The organism is Candidatus Bathyarchaeia archaeon, assembly GCA_035935655.1.
GTDB lineage: Archaea > Thermoproteota > Bathyarchaeia > 40CM-2-53-6 > 40CM-2-53-6 > 40CM-2-53-6.
Map to the genome: position 1 here is coordinate 95,489 of DASYWW010000040.1, position 14,274 is coordinate 109,762.

Annotated in this window: 17 protein-coding genes and 1 riboswitch; of the genes, 10 read left to right on the forward strand and 7 right to left on the reverse strand. The window is 52.2% G+C overall.

The features are described from left to right. Positions 1-75 precede the first annotated feature (75 nt). Together VGS11_08145 and VGS11_08150 are read left to right on the forward strand one after the other, a co-directional pair. The gene (locus VGS11_08145; protein HEV2120055.1) at positions 76-498 is read left to right on the forward strand and encodes a thioesterase family protein; all 423 of its coding nucleotides are present in this window, start codon (positions 76-78) and stop codon (positions 496-498) included. A gap of 55 nt (positions 499-553) precedes the next feature. Further along, positions 554-1,510 (forward strand): TIGR03619 family F420-dependent LLM class oxidoreductase, encoded by a 957-nt coding sequence (locus VGS11_08150; GenBank protein HEV2120056.1) that lies wholly within the window; start codon positions 554-556, stop codon positions 1,508-1,510. Between the two features lie 16 nt (positions 1,511-1,526). On the opposite strand, the gene VGS11_08155 is transcribed toward VGS11_08150, so the two are convergent. From VGS11_08155 to VGS11_08170, 4 genes are all read right to left on the reverse strand, one after another. Beyond that, positions 1,527-1,670 (reverse strand): hypothetical protein, encoded by a 144-nt coding sequence (locus VGS11_08155; GenBank protein ID HEV2120057.1) that lies wholly within the window; start codon positions 1,668-1,670, stop codon positions 1,527-1,529. Positions 1,671-1,725: 55 nt separating this feature from the next. Further along, positions 1,726-2,619, reverse strand: coding sequence for a GNAT family N-acetyltransferase (locus VGS11_08160; GenBank protein ID HEV2120058.1), 894 nt, complete (start codon positions 2,617-2,619; stop codon positions 1,726-1,728). Between the two features lie 216 nt (positions 2,620-2,835). Next, complete coding sequence (locus tag VGS11_08165; protein ID HEV2120059.1) at positions 2,836-3,417, reverse strand: GNAT family N-acetyltransferase; 582 nt, start codon at positions 3,415-3,417, stop codon at positions 2,836-2,838. A 239-nt stretch (positions 3,418-3,656) separates the two neighbouring features. Then, the gene (locus tag VGS11_08170; GenBank protein HEV2120060.1) at positions 3,657-5,066 is read right to left on the reverse strand and encodes an aspartate aminotransferase family protein; all 1,410 of its coding nucleotides are present in this window, start codon (positions 5,064-5,066) and stop codon (positions 3,657-3,659) included. Between the two features lie 210 nt (positions 5,067-5,276). Between VGS11_08170 and VGS11_08175 the strand changes: the two genes are divergently transcribed. After that, positions 5,277-5,663 carry a VOC family protein gene (locus tag VGS11_08175; protein HEV2120061.1) on the forward strand — a complete coding sequence of 129 codons (387 nt, stop codon included), beginning with the start codon at positions 5,277-5,279 and terminating at the stop codon, positions 5,661-5,663. Positions 5,664-5,686: 23 nt separating this feature from the next. Here the strand turns inward: VGS11_08175 and VGS11_08180 are convergent, their stop codons facing one another. Together VGS11_08180 and VGS11_08185 are read right to left on the reverse strand one after the other, a co-directional pair. Continuing rightward, entirely contained in the window at positions 5,687-6,022 is a 336-nt protein-coding gene (locus tag VGS11_08180) for a hypothetical protein (GenBank protein ID HEV2120062.1), read from the reverse strand. A 205-nt stretch (positions 6,023-6,227) separates the two neighbouring features. Then, positions 6,228-6,494 carry a hypothetical protein gene (locus tag VGS11_08185; protein HEV2120063.1) on the reverse strand — a complete coding sequence of 89 codons (267 nt, stop codon included), beginning with the start codon at positions 6,492-6,494 and terminating at the stop codon, positions 6,228-6,230. A gap of 62 nt (positions 6,495-6,556) precedes the next feature. Here VGS11_08185 and VGS11_08190 point away from each other — a divergent pair, with 62 nt between their 5' ends. From VGS11_08190 to VGS11_08210, 5 genes are all read left to right on the forward strand, one after another. Further along, positions 6,557-6,988 carry a DUF1801 domain-containing protein gene (locus VGS11_08190; protein ID HEV2120064.1) on the forward strand — a complete coding sequence of 144 codons (432 nt, stop codon included), beginning with the start codon at positions 6,557-6,559 and terminating at the stop codon, positions 6,986-6,988. Positions 6,989-7,093: 105 nt separating this feature from the next. Then, a complete protein-coding gene (locus VGS11_08195) occupies positions 7,094-8,278 on the forward strand; it encodes a thiolase domain-containing protein (GenBank protein HEV2120065.1) in 1,185 nt (394 codons plus the stop codon). A 5-nt stretch (positions 8,279-8,283) separates the two neighbouring features. Next, positions 8,284-8,688, forward strand: a complete 405-nt coding sequence (locus VGS11_08200) for a Zn-ribbon domain-containing OB-fold protein (GenBank protein ID HEV2120066.1) — start codon at positions 8,284-8,286, stop codon at positions 8,686-8,688. A 31-nt stretch (positions 8,689-8,719) separates the two neighbouring features. Then, a riboswitch (TPP riboswitch) is annotated at positions 8,720-8,859 on the forward strand. Positions 8,860-8,938: 79 nt separating this feature from the next. Further along, complete coding sequence (gene thiT / locus VGS11_08205) at positions 8,939-9,472, forward strand: energy-coupled thiamine transporter ThiT (GenBank protein ID HEV2120067.1); 534 nt, start codon at positions 8,939-8,941, stop codon at positions 9,470-9,472. Between the two features lie 42 nt (positions 9,473-9,514). Beyond that, positions 9,515-10,564 carry an AIR synthase family protein gene (locus VGS11_08210; protein ID HEV2120068.1) on the forward strand — a complete coding sequence of 350 codons (1,050 nt, stop codon included), beginning with the start codon at positions 9,515-9,517 and terminating at the stop codon, positions 10,562-10,564. A gap of 336 nt (positions 10,565-10,900) precedes the next feature. On the opposite strand, the gene VGS11_08215 is transcribed toward VGS11_08210, so the two are convergent. Next, positions 10,901-11,614 carry an N-acyl homoserine lactonase family protein gene (locus VGS11_08215; protein HEV2120069.1) on the reverse strand — a complete coding sequence of 238 codons (714 nt, stop codon included), beginning with the start codon at positions 11,612-11,614 and terminating at the stop codon, positions 10,901-10,903. 91 nt (positions 11,615-11,705) lie between these two features. On the opposite strand from VGS11_08215, the gene VGS11_08220 reads away from it, so the two are divergent. Continuing rightward, on the forward strand, positions 11,706-13,715 hold the full coding sequence (locus VGS11_08220; GenBank protein ID HEV2120070.1) for an acetoacetate--CoA ligase: 2,010 nt from the start codon (positions 11,706-11,708) through the stop codon (positions 13,713-13,715). Between the two features lie 7 nt (positions 13,716-13,722). Continuing rightward, positions 13,723-14,274 carry a GNAT family N-acetyltransferase gene (locus VGS11_08225; protein HEV2120071.1) on the forward strand — a complete coding sequence of 184 codons (552 nt, stop codon included), beginning with the start codon at positions 13,723-13,725 and terminating at the stop codon, positions 14,272-14,274.

The following is a 14,274-nucleotide window of genomic DNA, read 5'->3' on the forward strand; positions in this document are numbered from 1 at the left end:
CCATCAGACGTGATGGGCGATCTTTTTTCTGTTACGCTGTAGAAGCCTCCTATCTATCCGTGAGAGGAATCACAAGTGAAGTTCAGCATTGAGTTGCCAGTCCAGTTCCGTGACATCGACGTAATGGGCCATGTCAACCACGCGACGTATCTCCAGTACATGGAGACCGCTCGTGTGGAGCTTGCAAGAAGCCTCGGGCTGGTAACGAGAGGGTTCCGTTCCGGTTTCATCCTCGCTTCGGCTCGAGGCGAATTCAAAAAGCCAATCATAGACGAACGGCGCATAACCGTCTTAGTATGGGTGAGCCGGATAGGAGATCGCTCATGGGACCTCGACTACTCCATCCGCGGACCTAGCCGAGTAGAATACGCAGTTGGTAGAACTACACAGGTAGCCTACGACTACAAGACCAGATCAGCGGTTCATATCTCCGGAAAACTGAAGAAAGGATTGGCGAAGTATCTTGGAACGCCTCTTAAGTTCAGAGAGACATGCTAAGGCCCGTTCACCGCCGGCTATGCTCTTAAATTGAAGTTTTGAGAACCAGAGCCAAGTGCCAAGCTCGATCAATCGATCAGATGAATCGAACGTCGTTGTGGGGGTCGCCCTCCCTCAATATGGAATGATTGCTTCCCCTGAAACAATCCTGCGCGTCGCGGTGGAGGCTGAGAAGATGGGGTTGGCTTCTTTGTGGGTTAGCGACCGGCTGCTTCTCCCAACTAGGCCGAAGGATACGTTTGATGGCGATCCCTGGCCCGAGATTTTTGCTACGGTCTATGATCCGATTGAGATGCTGACCTTCGTCGCGGCGAGGACGAGGAAGGTTAAGCTCGGCACGAGCGTGATGCAGGCTCTCTTCCAGAATCCCGTGACACTCGCCCGGCGTTTCGCAACCCTGGACAGGCTGAGCGGTGGAAGAGCAATTGCCGGCGTTGGCCAGGGCGACCTTAGAGACGAGTTCGAAACTGCCAACATCCCGATAAAGAGGCGTGGAAGAGGATTTGAGGAATTTGCTATGGCAATGCGCGCGGTCTGGGGCCCGGACCCAGTCAGCTTCACCGGAGACTTCTACAACATCCCAGAATCAAGAATCGGACCGAAACCCGTTCAGCCAGGGGGCATTCCGATGTTGCTAGGTGCCTTCGCACCCGCATCAATGGAGCGGGCGGCAAGAATCGCCGACGGGATCATGCCGGCTGCCGGAAGAAACACCACGATTGAGAAATTGAGTCAAACTATCAACAACTTTCGCGATATGGTACGAAGAGCAGGTCGCAACCCCCATCAGATGAAGTGGATCCTGAGAGTTCACAACACCCTGGACGAGGAGAAAGCCAAAGAGCCCCGAGCGTTATTGGGAGGTACACCTCAACAAGCCGCAGAGGACCTGCCAAGACTCAAGCATCTGGGGATAGATCACGTATTCTACGACATGAATCATCCCGCCCATGTTCCAATAGACACTCAACTGTTGCTGCTTAGAAAGCTCATGCGGCTGATCAAAAAATAGGAATGATTCCAAAAAACTATGGGAGTAGTTTCTCTCTACTGATCAGTCGGCCTGAAAGGGAGTAGGTGAACGACGCAAGTCCAATGATGACTCCTGCCAGAACCAAGTCGGTCCAAAAAGCGATTGAAGGTACAATGAGTGGAAGCAGGTGGAAAGGCAAGACCCCCAAACTTCCTTGCTGATTGAAACGCAAGGAATGAACTCGTGAAAAGCACTTAAGTTGTCGCGACTAGGCCCCGCCTCTCGTAATGGTTGTAAGCACGAACGGTCCTGAAGCTATATTTCCGGTTCAACGCCTGAACCTTGGCGTTTTGGAGCCAATAGTCAGCTACTGCTGTCTCGCACCCCATTTCGATCAGGTCGTTCAATCCTCTCTCCATCAACGCAGATCCTATTCCTCTTCCGTGGAACTTGGGCTCCACTGCTATGTTGAAGTCCCCATACCCACCGTCACGCCGTTTTTCTGCTGTCAAGAAACCGACAGCCGCTCCTTGCAACACCGCCAGCGTTGTCTTACAGTTGGGTTTCGTGGCCCACTCGAGATATTCCTTGGGTGGATGTGGGATATGGAAGGCCGTATTGTGAATTCGTGACATATCCTTCTCATCGCCTTTTCGGAATCTGCGAAGCTTGAAGCCCGCGGGCACTTTGACCGTCAATCTGCGGCTTAATCTTCGAGTAGCCAAAAGATAGCCTCCACACCACTTGGCCCCAACTTCTCGAGCGATAATGTTGGCGAAGGGATTGTCTACTGGAGCTCTAATGAGAATTCGAGACCTCTGCTGGGACAGAAGCTTCTGGAATTGCTGAGCCCTCCACCGATCTTGCTTTCCTGTGCGGGTTGGGAGTTCGGAACTTCCTTCGCAGGGTCCCCAGAGCTCTTCGAACTGCCACCAGCGTCGCAGCTCGTACGGACGCCCGAGGGCAAATCCTGCTAGCTGATTGTCCTCATAATAGAACCAGCCTCTCGCGTTCCTCTCGCGAAGAGTGGTAGGGGTGAGAGTGTACTCCCAGAGAATCTCGTAAAATCGGCCCTTATTCCATTGAATGCATAAGTCCGTAAGTGCAGCTGGGTCTCGGGCGGGAATCCATCCAGATTTCTTCGACAAGTCTCACAGAGACCCCTCCGCGCTCGGAGAATCCACAGAACATGATTGAATCACCGATTTAACTCCTTTGAGTCTGGCTTACGTCATGATCGGCCATTGAGAAGCACAGTGACTAGTAGGGGCGTTAATCGACGGCCAAAGTACGAATAGTTCGCGCCAATCGAACGGTCGATCGTAGTACCTGAACACGTGCATTACGTGAAGGGAAGTATTGCTCTATGGCAGAACGGTCTTTCGCATCAAAACCCAGGTTGTTCCGAGCGGTCCAACCTGTTTGAACCCTTCTCTCTCGAACATCCCCGGTGTTCCGAACCATCGCCATTCCGGTACCGCCGCCATCCTCTCGGAGACAACAGGGTAAGATTCGACAATTCCTCCACCTTGATTCTTGATAGATTCAAGGGCAGCTCTGAGTGCGACCTTCGACACTCCTTTGCCACGATAGGCTCGATCAACGAAGAAACATGTAATTCGCCAGAGTTTCTTGTCCCCGTATTCGATGTTGAGCCTCTTGTAGCCTCTGCCCGCATCTATACGTGGAAGCTCTTCACGTGGACCGTACTGACACCAGCCCACTGGTATCTTGCCCGAGTAAACTAGTATGGCGTGAGACCTGCCCTTGTTGACAAGAGCTTTCTTGTCTCTTCTGTTGATCTTCTTCCATTCCTCACCCTGCACGCCTCGAAGGGGTTTTTCCCGTTGATAGTGCATGCACCAACAACCTCCCTGTTTCAGCGCTAATTGTTCAAAATCCGAATACGTGCTGACAGTAAGCTCGCGTACCGTGTACGCAGTCATTGGTTTCCTCTGTTAGGGCCAGGGGAGATAAGGTTGGGGGAGTATCTGGATAATGGTCGATCTGTCTTCCTGAACCACTCCTCACGAGTTGGAACTAGTTACATTCCCGCCTCAGCTGTCGATCTGGGAAATCGCGTAGTCTCAAAATACACTGCGCCCCTTTGGAACAATCCAACGCAAGATCTTGAACCTCCATTGATTGCTCGCGAACGGGGGCATTACTGGAAAGTAGACTAGATCTAGTGAGCTCTGGGAAGTTCCCGGAGACTTTCTTCAGCCGCTGCGAGAACTCTTTCAACATCTAGCTCGTCGTGTGCTGTAGAGATCATTATCCTCTCCATACCGTCTGGATGGAAGTAAACTCCTCTCTGCAGCATTAGGTTGCGAAATGTCCTGAATCTCTCCGTGTTTGCATTGAGGGTCTGTCGATAACCTGTTATCTTGTGTTCCTTGGTGAAGAATAGTTGGAACATGGGTCCGAGGCCTTGAACGATTCCCTCGTGATCGTATCGTTCCATTAGTTCTCGTAGTCCCTCCATGATTCTTGCTCCCATAAAGTGCATGCGCCTGAACGCTTCATCATCGTTCCTAGTAAGCTCCCGCAAAGTTGCTTTTGCCGCGGCGAGGCACATCGAGTTCCCATTGTAAGTTCCACCGTAGCCAATTCGTCCGGGCCCGATCATGCCCATGACATCTCTTCGTCCTGTGACCACAGCGATCGGTGCTCCGCCACCTAGCGCCTTTGCAAAGCAAGACAAATCGGGCTTGACACCATAGAATTCTTGAGCGCCACCGGGAGCTAGACGGAACCCGGTCAGAACCTCATCGAAAATGAGGAGCACATCGTTATTGTCAGCGATCTCTCTAACAGATTTGAGATATTCTTCGTCCGGCAGAATCACGCCTGAGCTTCCGAGAACTGGCTCCATGATTATCGCCGCGAGGTCCGCGGCGTTCTTCTTGACGACCTTCTCAACAGCCGTAGTATCGTTCCATTTTGCGATCACAACCGTTCTTGCTATCTCCTCCGGGATTCCAGGATAGAAGGGAAGTTTCGAGGGTGACTGTTCCAGCCCAGCGACAACCGACGGTGATTCCACGCTGAAGAGGACGTAGTCGTGGTGTCCGTGATAGTGGCCCTCAAACTTGAGAAGTTTCTCCCTGCCGGTGAACGCGCGGGCAATCCGGACAGCCTCCATCGTAGCCTCTGTGCCCGTATTCGAGAAGCTTACCATTTCTGCAGAGGGCACCATCGATTGAATTTTCTTCGCAACCTCAACCTCTAACTCGGTGGTGGTTCCGAGCATGGACCCGTTCTGTACCTGTTCAGCAATAGCGGTCACCACTGCTGGGTGAGCGTGTCCCAGGATTAGCGCTCCATATGCGATTAGGAGGTCCACGTACTCGTTCTCGTCAAGGTCGCGAACTCGGGATCCCAGACCGTTCTTGAAGAGGATCGGGAAGGGATCGTGAGCGTGGACGCGGATGTTCGAGGATGCTCCGGAGGGGAGATGTTTCCTTGCCTCCTCATACGTGGCATAGGATCGGGAGAAGTTCGTGAGGAGGGGTAGTGAGGGGCGGGCTACTCGTCGTTCGGCCTCGGCCCGTGCTTGGCTGAGGGCGTTCTCTGCTTCGAGCTTTGTGAACAACGGCTTACTCCTCCCATGTCTAATAGTCTATTCGGCTTGGCCGGTATAAAAAGATGTATTTTTTCGGTGTTTTTGTTAGGGTTTCGAACTTTTTATCCGCTGTACGTACTCGCGCCCCACAAAATCATCTCCAACTGTACAGTCCGTATAGCGCACAGCGGAACGGTCCTGACTAAATATTTTTAGAGCCTCTCCAACCGGCTGAGAATTGTGAAGATCAAACTAACCAGCGTATTCGTCAACGACCAGAACAAAGCGCTTGACTTCTACACCAAGACACTAGGCTTCGTCAAGAAGACAGATATCAGCGCGGGAAGCTACAGATGGCTTACAGTCGTCTCGGCAGAGGATCCGAACGGGTCCCAGCTTCTTCTCGAGCCAAATGCCAACCCCGCCGCAAGAACATACCAGGAATCCATCCTCAAACAAGGCATTCCTGCAACCATGTTCTTCGTCGACGATATTCAGAAAGAGTCTCAAAGACTAAAGAAGCTCGGCGTCCACTTCACTATGGAGCCAACAAGAACACCCGGCTCAACCATAGCCCAATTCCACGACACGGTAGGCAATCTGATCCAGATCACTCAGCTTAGCTAGCTCACCGATCTGAATTCTCGAAGTTAGGCTATGGGCAGGGCTGCTCGGTTCTGCCTTTCAAACGTCTCATTCGAAATTCCCAGGAGTATTCTGATTTCCTCTGCTTCTCGCGGGGTCGCCGAAGGCAGGGAGTTGAAGTATTCCTGGAAACCGGTCCGAGAAAGACAAGCGGAGCACAGGTCCCATTCGACAATATCGACCCCGAAAACTATCTCGGCCACACGGGTCTGAGAAGCGCCGCAACCCGACTCGCAAGTCCCGTCACGGGAGCGCAAGGCGTAGAAAACGCTTTGAGCGGCGACTTTGAACCTAGGTTCGAGCGGCGTCACAGCCACCCCGGGAGTTTTCCGAGCCTGCATGGCATCTGTTCATTGTGTTGGCGATCCTTTTCTCCTCATTGAGTTGTCATTGATAAAATAGGATGAGACTATGACGGTTCAAATAGCTACGGGGCAGGCCTATTCCTTCATCCGCGACAAGAAAGAGATTCATATTCTGTAAACATGACGAAATAGTGGCGAGGTAGAATTCCTTCAGCCCTCTGAGGCCGGAGACGTGTTCAGCTTATCCGGATTTTTCCTCGGCCTTCAAAGCCATAGCTTGTTTGTGTTCGATCTGTTTCTGTTTTATCTCCTCGTAGAGGTTGCACCAGTCGCGGCCAGAAACGACAAGCTGGTAGGCTTTGAGCTTGGGATGAATGCACATTGCCCTGTCAAACAGATCAGCGTTGAGCGGATCGGTTGTCGCAAACCAGATGCAGGAGAGACAATTTTGACCCTGCCACTGTATACCCTTCAAACGCTTCTGCAGTTCGGACTCAGTTCCAGACATGATGCTTCAGCAGGAAACAGCTCTTGAAAAGTATTTAGGCACTGAAGAAAAAATAGAATCCCATGAAAACTGCGCAGAAGAGCACTCAGAAGTCCAAGGGACTCACAGAGGGGGAGATAGCTGCGATGAGGGAGACTCTCCAGGAACGGAAGGCGGGCAAAGAAAACGACGAGAGCGCCGTGCTTGCGAAAATCGCCGAGATGCGAGAGCCAGACCGAAGCATCGCCAAGAAGCTCCACGCCATCATCAAAGCAACCGCGCCAGTCCTCTCTCCGAGAACCTGGTATGGGATGCCCGCGTATGCCAAGGACGACAAAGTCGTCTGCTTCTTCCAAGCAGCGCAGAAATTCAAAGCGAGGTACTCGACGTTCGGCTTCAGCGACAAGGCGAACTTCGACGAAGGCCAGATGTGGCCAACCTCCTTCGCGTTAAAGGGATTGACTGCCGCCGAAGAGTCACGGATCGCTGCACTCGTGAAGAAAGCGGTGAGCTAAGAACCAGTTCGCCTAGCTACCTGGAATCCCGTGTCTACTTTTCAGGAACCGTATTCACAAGGAAGGCTATTTTAGTGAAGGGTCGCTCTTTGATTTCAGATTTAGTTGCGCAGGCCGCGTAGGGTCAAGCCGCTCGCTACAATAATCTCCGCGGGCCTCTCTAAATTCGGACGGCGAGATGGCGTCTACGCTCGTGAGCTATTCGCCGAAGCTGCTCTAGAGGCCTTTCACCGGGTTGAGGAGTTGGACCCTGGCAAGGATATCAAGGCCGCATTCATTGGCCAGATGAGCGAGGCTTACGAGCATCAAGCGCATGATGCCCCGATAAACGCAAGCTGGGCCGGTCTACTGCCCGCTCCTGCAACGAGGATAGAGAATGCCTGTGCCTCTTCGGGATCGGCTCTTCGCGCCGGGATAATGGCGATCAAGTCCGGCATGTACGACATCGTGTTGGTTGGTGGCGTTGAGAAGATGACTAATCAGCCTACGCCAGAAGTGACTGGAATTCTTGCCACGGCCTCGGACTATCCCTTCGAACAATGGAACGGGATGACTTTCCCCGGACTATTCGCCTTGATGGCAACCGTTCACATGCACGAGTACGGAACAACGGAGGAACAAATGGCCGCCGTGGCGGTGAAGAATCACAAGAATGGGGCCTTGAATCCCAAGGCCCACATGCAGAAAGAAGTGACCCTCGACGAGGTTATGAAATCCCGTATGGTCGCATGGCCTCTCAAACTGTATGATTGCTCCCTCATAACCGACGGAGCCAGTTGTCTAATCCTGACGAACCCGAAACTCGCGAAGAAGCTCAGCGACAATTACGTTCACATTATCGGTTCGGGACAATCCCAGGACACCTTCTGCCTCCACGAACGCGACAGCCTCACCACCATCAACGCCGCAAAGCAAGCAGCGCAGGAGGCCTACAAGATGGCTGATGTCAAGCCGAAAGACATCGACGTTGCCGAAGTCCACGATTGCTTCACAATCGCTGAGATCATCGCATGCGAGGACTTGGGTTTCTGCAGGCCTGGCCAGGGAGGCAAGTTCGTTGAGAGCGGCGCCTCAAACATCGGTGGAACTATCCCGATTAACACGAGTGGTGGGCTCAAATCGAAAGGACACCCCGTAGGCGCCACAGGAACTGCCCAAATCCACGAACTATATTTGCAGCTGACAGGACAGGCTGACCGGAGACAAGTCGCCGATGCCGAAATTGCCCTTGCACATAATCTAGGTGGATCCGGAGCCACCGGTGTAGTTCACATATTGAGGAGCGTTTGAAAAATTTGAGCGAGCTGCCGCCCCCTACGATCGAAGAGTTCTATCGGCAGTGCGCTGAGCGGAAATTAATGGCGGTGAGGTGCGTTCGATGCAAGCACATTATGGTTCCACCCAGATCGATCTGTCCAAAGTGTCGATCCTCGAGGGTCGAGTGGGTTCAGCTGGGAACCAAAGGCAAGCTCGTAACTTACACAGTCGTCCATGTTTCGCCACCACAGTTCAAACACATGACTCCATACGCTGTCGGAATTGTGAACATGGAGGAGGGGGTCAAGTTGCCTAGCATTATCCGAACGTCGCGACTGGAATCCTTGAAAATTGGAATGGAGCTAGAGGTTGATTTCAGTCCGAAATCACAAGAGACGAGCTGGCCCCACTGGCCACGATACTTCTTCAAAGAAACCGAATAGCCAGCGCTTAAATAAGCGGTTCCTAGTTCCCTCTAGCAACGGGGAGCTGGGATAAACCCGGCTGAGAGGATGGCTTCGTCGCCATCGACCCTTAAGAAAGTTCGGTTAAATTAACTGAGCTTTTCACCTGATCCGGGTAATGCCGGCGGAGGGACGATAGGAAGCCTGATTCTTCAGCCGTTTCTCAGCCACCTCAACAAAATGAACAAGAGGCATGTTGGAAACGTTCGAGGCATCAGAACAGCCCGTATTGCCAAAGAGGATCACGTTTCGGCAAGCTGTCCCAGTCAAGATTCTCGCGGAGATGGCTAGCGCGATCGCACTGTCGGGAGTACTTAGTCTCATTGCGATTTTCACTCTGCCTCAAGGGGGATCGATTACGTTGGCATCCATGGTGCCAGTTCTTTTGTTCGCCTTGAGACGAGGACCAAAGTTGGGAGCGATTGCGGGAACCCTTTTGGGCCTCGTCGTTCTTGTCGAGATGCCCCTAGTCGTCCACCCAGCACAGCTCCTTCTTGACTATCCATTCGCATTTGGAGCGTTAGGTCTCGCCGGGTTGTTTCGAAACAGACCGTTGATCGGCGTAGCAGTTGGCATAACCGGTCGTTTCATCATGCATTTCATTTCGGGAGTCATTTTCTTCGCATCATACGCTTGGGCCGGATGGGACCCTATCATATATTCCGCGGCTTACAATGCTGGCTATCTCATACCAGAAATGGTCATAAGCGGGTTCATTATTGTGATTCTGGTTCGCCTCAAAGCACTTCAACTATGTCTCTAGCCGATCTATTCTCCCTCGCTTGCCTTAGGACCCAGAGAGCCCATGAGATTTGGAAAGCCCAACGCCCAATACATGTCACAGACAGTGTACCGACTGAAAGGTAAGAAACGCTCGGAGGTTCTCAAGGGTCCGCAGCATGGCCTTGATGTTTCAGTAGTCCGACTCGGAAAAGGAAAGGTAATGGTGGCGACATCAGATCCTCTCTCCTACATCCCCCAGGTTGGACCCGAGGCCTCAGCATGGCTGTCCATTCATCTCTTGGCCTCGGACCTCACAACCACCGGGTTCTCACCCGTATACGGTCTATTCGACTTCAACCTCCCACCTGCGTTGGGAGACTCTCAATTCGCGACATTCTGGAAGGCTTTTCACAACGAATGCAAAAAACTGGGAATATCAATAATCGGAGGTCACACAGGAAAATACCCTGGAATTGACTACAGCGTCATTGGGGGAGGGGTGCTCCTCGCTACTGGTCCTGAGAAATCGTACCTGACTTCAAGCATGGCCCATTCTGGAGATGACGTCATCCTGACCAAGGGTGTCGCCATTGAGACGACCGCGGTCCTAACTCGGACGTTCCCAAGAACAGTGAAGAAAGCTCTGGGCTCCAAATTGTTCGCAAGGGCCTGGGATTATCTGGGAAAAGTGAGTACTGTTAGAGACGCTTTGACAGCTTCGTCGATAGGGGTCAGACGTGACGGGGTAACGGCGATGCATGATGCCACGGAAGGCGGAGTAATCGCAGGGATGATCGAACTAGCGAGCGCGTCCGACCTGGGCATAATCGTTGACCTAGAGTCGATTCCGGTAAGCGAAGAGACTCGTGCGTTGTGTGACCATTTCAGGATCGACCCACTAGTCTCCCTGAGTGAAGGCAGTCTCATCATCGCTTCGAGACCAGCAAAGACAGACAAGATTCGATCCAAATTGACTTCAGCTGAGATCCCTTCAAATGTTGTCGGAAAGCTGACTTCGAAGTTTCGAGGTTGCAAAGCAACGACACGCATGGGGATGCGAAACCTCGGCTACCCCGACGCTGACCCTTACTGGACGGCCTACTCAAAAGGGATCGAGCGAGGCTGGTCATGAATTGCCGCAGCTGCTAATTATCGGCCCTTAGCGTTCGCTCGCCTCTCCTACCAATCAAGTCCCGCGCCTCACTTTTGCTATGGAATCGGGTTGTCACTACGATGATTGCAAGAGCGAAACTATCCTGTTCTGTGGCAACTGTCGCAAATGGTTCTGCAAGAAGCACTTCGGTGAACATAGAGAGCTTATCCGTCAACTGAGGGCCAGGGCAATCTTCCCCGCGCTAGAGGCGCATTTACCCAAGCAGGCTAAGAGGTAGACTTCGATATCCTTTTCGCACGACGCCTACTTCGAATTGCCGAGGGTCGATACGAACTCCGGTTGAGCTTACGAATGCTATGTAGGAATTTTCAGTTGTTCGTTCTCGTGTGAGTAAATGTAAACTGGATTCTCTATCCGTCGCAATAGATCGATTGATTCCAATCCTTGGGCGGTACTGTATATCATTCCGGTGATGTTTCGTTTCTCGATGTTTTCTGGCAGAGGAGCAGCATCCCCCGCATAGACCAGGTTCCGGTTCTTCCACTTCACAACAACCGACTGGTGCCCTACGGTGTGGCCTGGTGTTGGGACGATCTCCACCCCGTCCTCAATCGTGTATTTTCCCCGTAGTGGCACGATTTCTCCGTCGGTGTCAAAGAATTCTCGCAGGTAACTTACACGCATGAATCTGTCTGGGAAGTATGCGTACCGGACCTCGTCCGTTTGTTCAAGAAACTTTGCGTTGGGAAAGAGAAGATTGTTTCCACAGTGATCAAAATGCAGATGAGTATTCACCACCAAAGTAATGTCGCTGGGTTCCAGTCCAGCCTTCTTCAACGATAATCGTAATTGTTCTTCTTTGGTCCTGATTACCTCGTGGAATTTCTCGTATTTCGGTGGCAGGGTCCCGATTCCGGTGTCGACTAGAATATTGTCTTTGTCTGTTCGTATCAGCAGCGGTTTGAGTGCTGCCTTGTACTTTATTCCTTGATATTTGCCGAATACGAGAAAGCTCTTGTCGAGCGTGAAATATCCATCTGTGAGCAGTCTTACGTCGATGACGGTCAACCGGACTCGTGTCTGGAGTCTGATTCAAAGGCTATAAATTATCCAGGTCGAAATCCTTCAAATCTGGTCCGGACAAGTTATCAAGAGATTCTTGGAGCAGTTGGCCGACTTGGTTGGAACGAGTCTCAGGCGAAAGCCTCTCTGGATTCCTTCTAGTGAACGAGTAAAACAGGCCAATCTCACCCGCTTTCTAGCACACGCCAACAAAAAGTATGCCCTGAGCCTCAGATCCTATCCTGAACTCTACAGATGGTCAATAGAGAAACCGACGGACTTTTGGTCCGCGATGTGGGACTATGGAGAGATCGCATCCACGAAAAAATTTCAGGCAGTTGTTGATGATCTCCGCAAGTTCCCGGGGGCCAACTGGTTTCCTGGGGCCAGACTCAACTTTGCCGAGAATCTTCTGAGATTCAGAGATGAAAGGATCGCCCTCATCTCACGGTCAGAGGGACGAGATCGTTCGAGTCTTACCTACTCCGGCCTATACACGCGAGTCGCGCGAGTAGCGAACGGTCTACGTGAGACAGGAGTACGAGCTGGTGACCGAGTAGGAGGCTACTTGCCGAACATAGAGGAAGCGGCGATCGCAATGTTGGCCACTACCAGTATCGGAGCCGTCTGGGCGTGCTGCGGCGCGGAACTCGGCTCAGGCGCCGTGTTGGATAGGTTTGGTCAGATCAAACCGAAAGTACTGTTCGCCGTTGATGGCTACGTCTACAAGGGCAAGAAATTCGACATTTCGCCTAACGTCAAGAATGTGGCGGACGGCGTCCCTTCGCTCGAAAAGATAGTTATGGTCCCCAACTCGGGAGCCGAATCTGGCATCGGCCAACCTGTCAACTCTGTTAGGTTCGATGAATTCGGATCGGGCAACGCGACAGGCAACATTCGGTTTGAGCAATTACCCTCAGATCATCCCGTGTACATCATGTTCACATCTGGGACGACAGGGAAGCCGAAGTGCATGGTTCAAGGTGCTGCAGGGGTCTTGCTAAATCAGTTGAAGGAGACGCAACTCCACGCTGATGTGAAGAAGGGCGATATGATCACATACATTAGCTCGCCGAGTTGGATGATGTGGAACTGGCTGATGAGCTGCTTGGCGACCGGTGCGACTCTGGTTTTGCACGATGGAAATCCTCTCTACCCTGAATGGGACACAATGTGGAAGCTGGTTCAGGAAGAAAAGCTCACGATCCTGGGATGCAGTGCCAGTTATCTCAATCATCTCAGAGGAATCGGCGCGAAACCAAGCAAGGATTACGACTTATCATCGCTTAGAGAGATTTCCCAAACCGGTTCCCCTCTGTCCACGGAGGGGTTCGAATGGGTCTACAAGGAAGTCAAGGCCGACCTGCATCTCAACTCGATCAGCGGAGGTACAGACATCAATGGTTGTTTCGCTGGCGGAGTCCCAGTTCTCCCCGTCTTTGGAGGTGAGCTGCAGGCGCCGGGGCTCGGGATGAAGATCAGCGTGTACGACGAGAATGGGGAGCCCGTTGTTGATAGGATGGGCGAGCTGGTCTGCGAGGCTCCAACCCCCTCTATGCCGTTATACTTCTGGGACGACCCTAAAGGTGAGAAATACCGCGAGGCCTACTTCGAGTACTATCGCGCTAAGGGGAAGAATGTTTGGAGGCACGGCGACTACGTGATGGTCCACGGCGACACGGGTGGTTACACGTTCTATGGACGTTCTGACGCGGTGATAAAGGCCTCCGGGGTTCGGGTTGGTACATCGGAAATCTACAATGTTGTTGAGAAACTACCTGAAGTCGCCGACAGTCTCGCAGTAGGCCAGAACTGGGCAGGAGATCAGAGAATCATCCTCTTCGTCAAGCTCTCCCCGAACCACAAGCTTACGGAGGACCTGAAGGAGAAGATCAAGAGAGCGATTCGGGCTGAGGCTTCACCGAAGCATGTTCCTGCTCTGATCTTGGAAGTGCCCGATATTCCCTACACTCTCAACATGAAGAAAGTTGAGGTTGCCGTCGCGAATATTGTAAACAATAGACCTGTCACAAATCGCGATGCTCTAGCGAACCCCGAATCCCTCGACTTCTATACACAGCTACTTCCACAACTGCGCGGAGGATAGGGCAACCATGAAAGACGCCATCGATGTTTCAATCCGACCGTATACTGAAGGAGACCTCTGGCTGTTGGAGAGCACACTCGGAAACCCAGGTCAAATGGTGCATTTGAACGGGCCGGAAAGTATGGAACAGATCCGGAAGCGTCACAACAAATTCCTTGCGATGTCTGTGGACCCGCACGCTGGATGCCAGTTCACGATTTTGGCCGGCTCTCTTAATTCCCCGGCCGGTAATGTTGGATATTGGGAAAGCGAATGGAAAGGCAAGACTGGGTGGGAGATGGGGTGGTTCGTGCTACCCCAATTTCAAGGGCGTGGAATCGCAACTGTGGCGACTAGACTGGTCATAGACTTGATTACCAAGCTTGAGAGTCATAAATTCGTCTTCGCATTTCCTTCGGTGGAGAATCACCAATCTAATGCCATCTGTAGAAAGCTCGGATTCATACTAACCGATCAAGTTAGTTCCGAGTATCCGCCGGGTAGCAAACGCTTGTTGCGCTGCAATATTTGGATACTCACTCTTCCGGTCAGTGGAATGGATGCGTCGGCGACGAGTTAG

Excerpts from the sequence above, each read along its gene's own strand:
- VGS11_08165 (HEV2120059.1), bottom strand. The coding sequence starts at position 3,417 with ATGACTGCGTACACGGTACGCGAGCTTACTGTCAGCACGTATTCGGAT.
- VGS11_08180 (HEV2120062.1), bottom strand. The coding sequence starts at position 6,022 with ATGCAGGCTCGGAAAACTCCCGGGGTGGCTGTGACGCCGCTCGAACCT.
- VGS11_08210 (HEV2120068.1), top strand. The coding sequence starts at position 9,515 with ATGAGATTTGGAAAGCCCAACGCCCAATACATGTCACAGACAGTGTAC.
- VGS11_08185 (HEV2120063.1), bottom strand. The coding sequence starts at position 6,494 with ATGTCTGGAACTGAGTCCGAACTGCAGAAGCGTTTGAAGGGTATACAG.
- VGS11_08190 (HEV2120064.1), top strand. The coding sequence starts at position 6,557 with ATGAAAACTGCGCAGAAGAGCACTCAGAAGTCCAAGGGACTCACAGAG.
- VGS11_08225 (HEV2120071.1), top strand. The coding sequence starts at position 13,723 with ATGAAAGACGCCATCGATGTTTCAATCCGACCGTATACTGAAGGAGAC.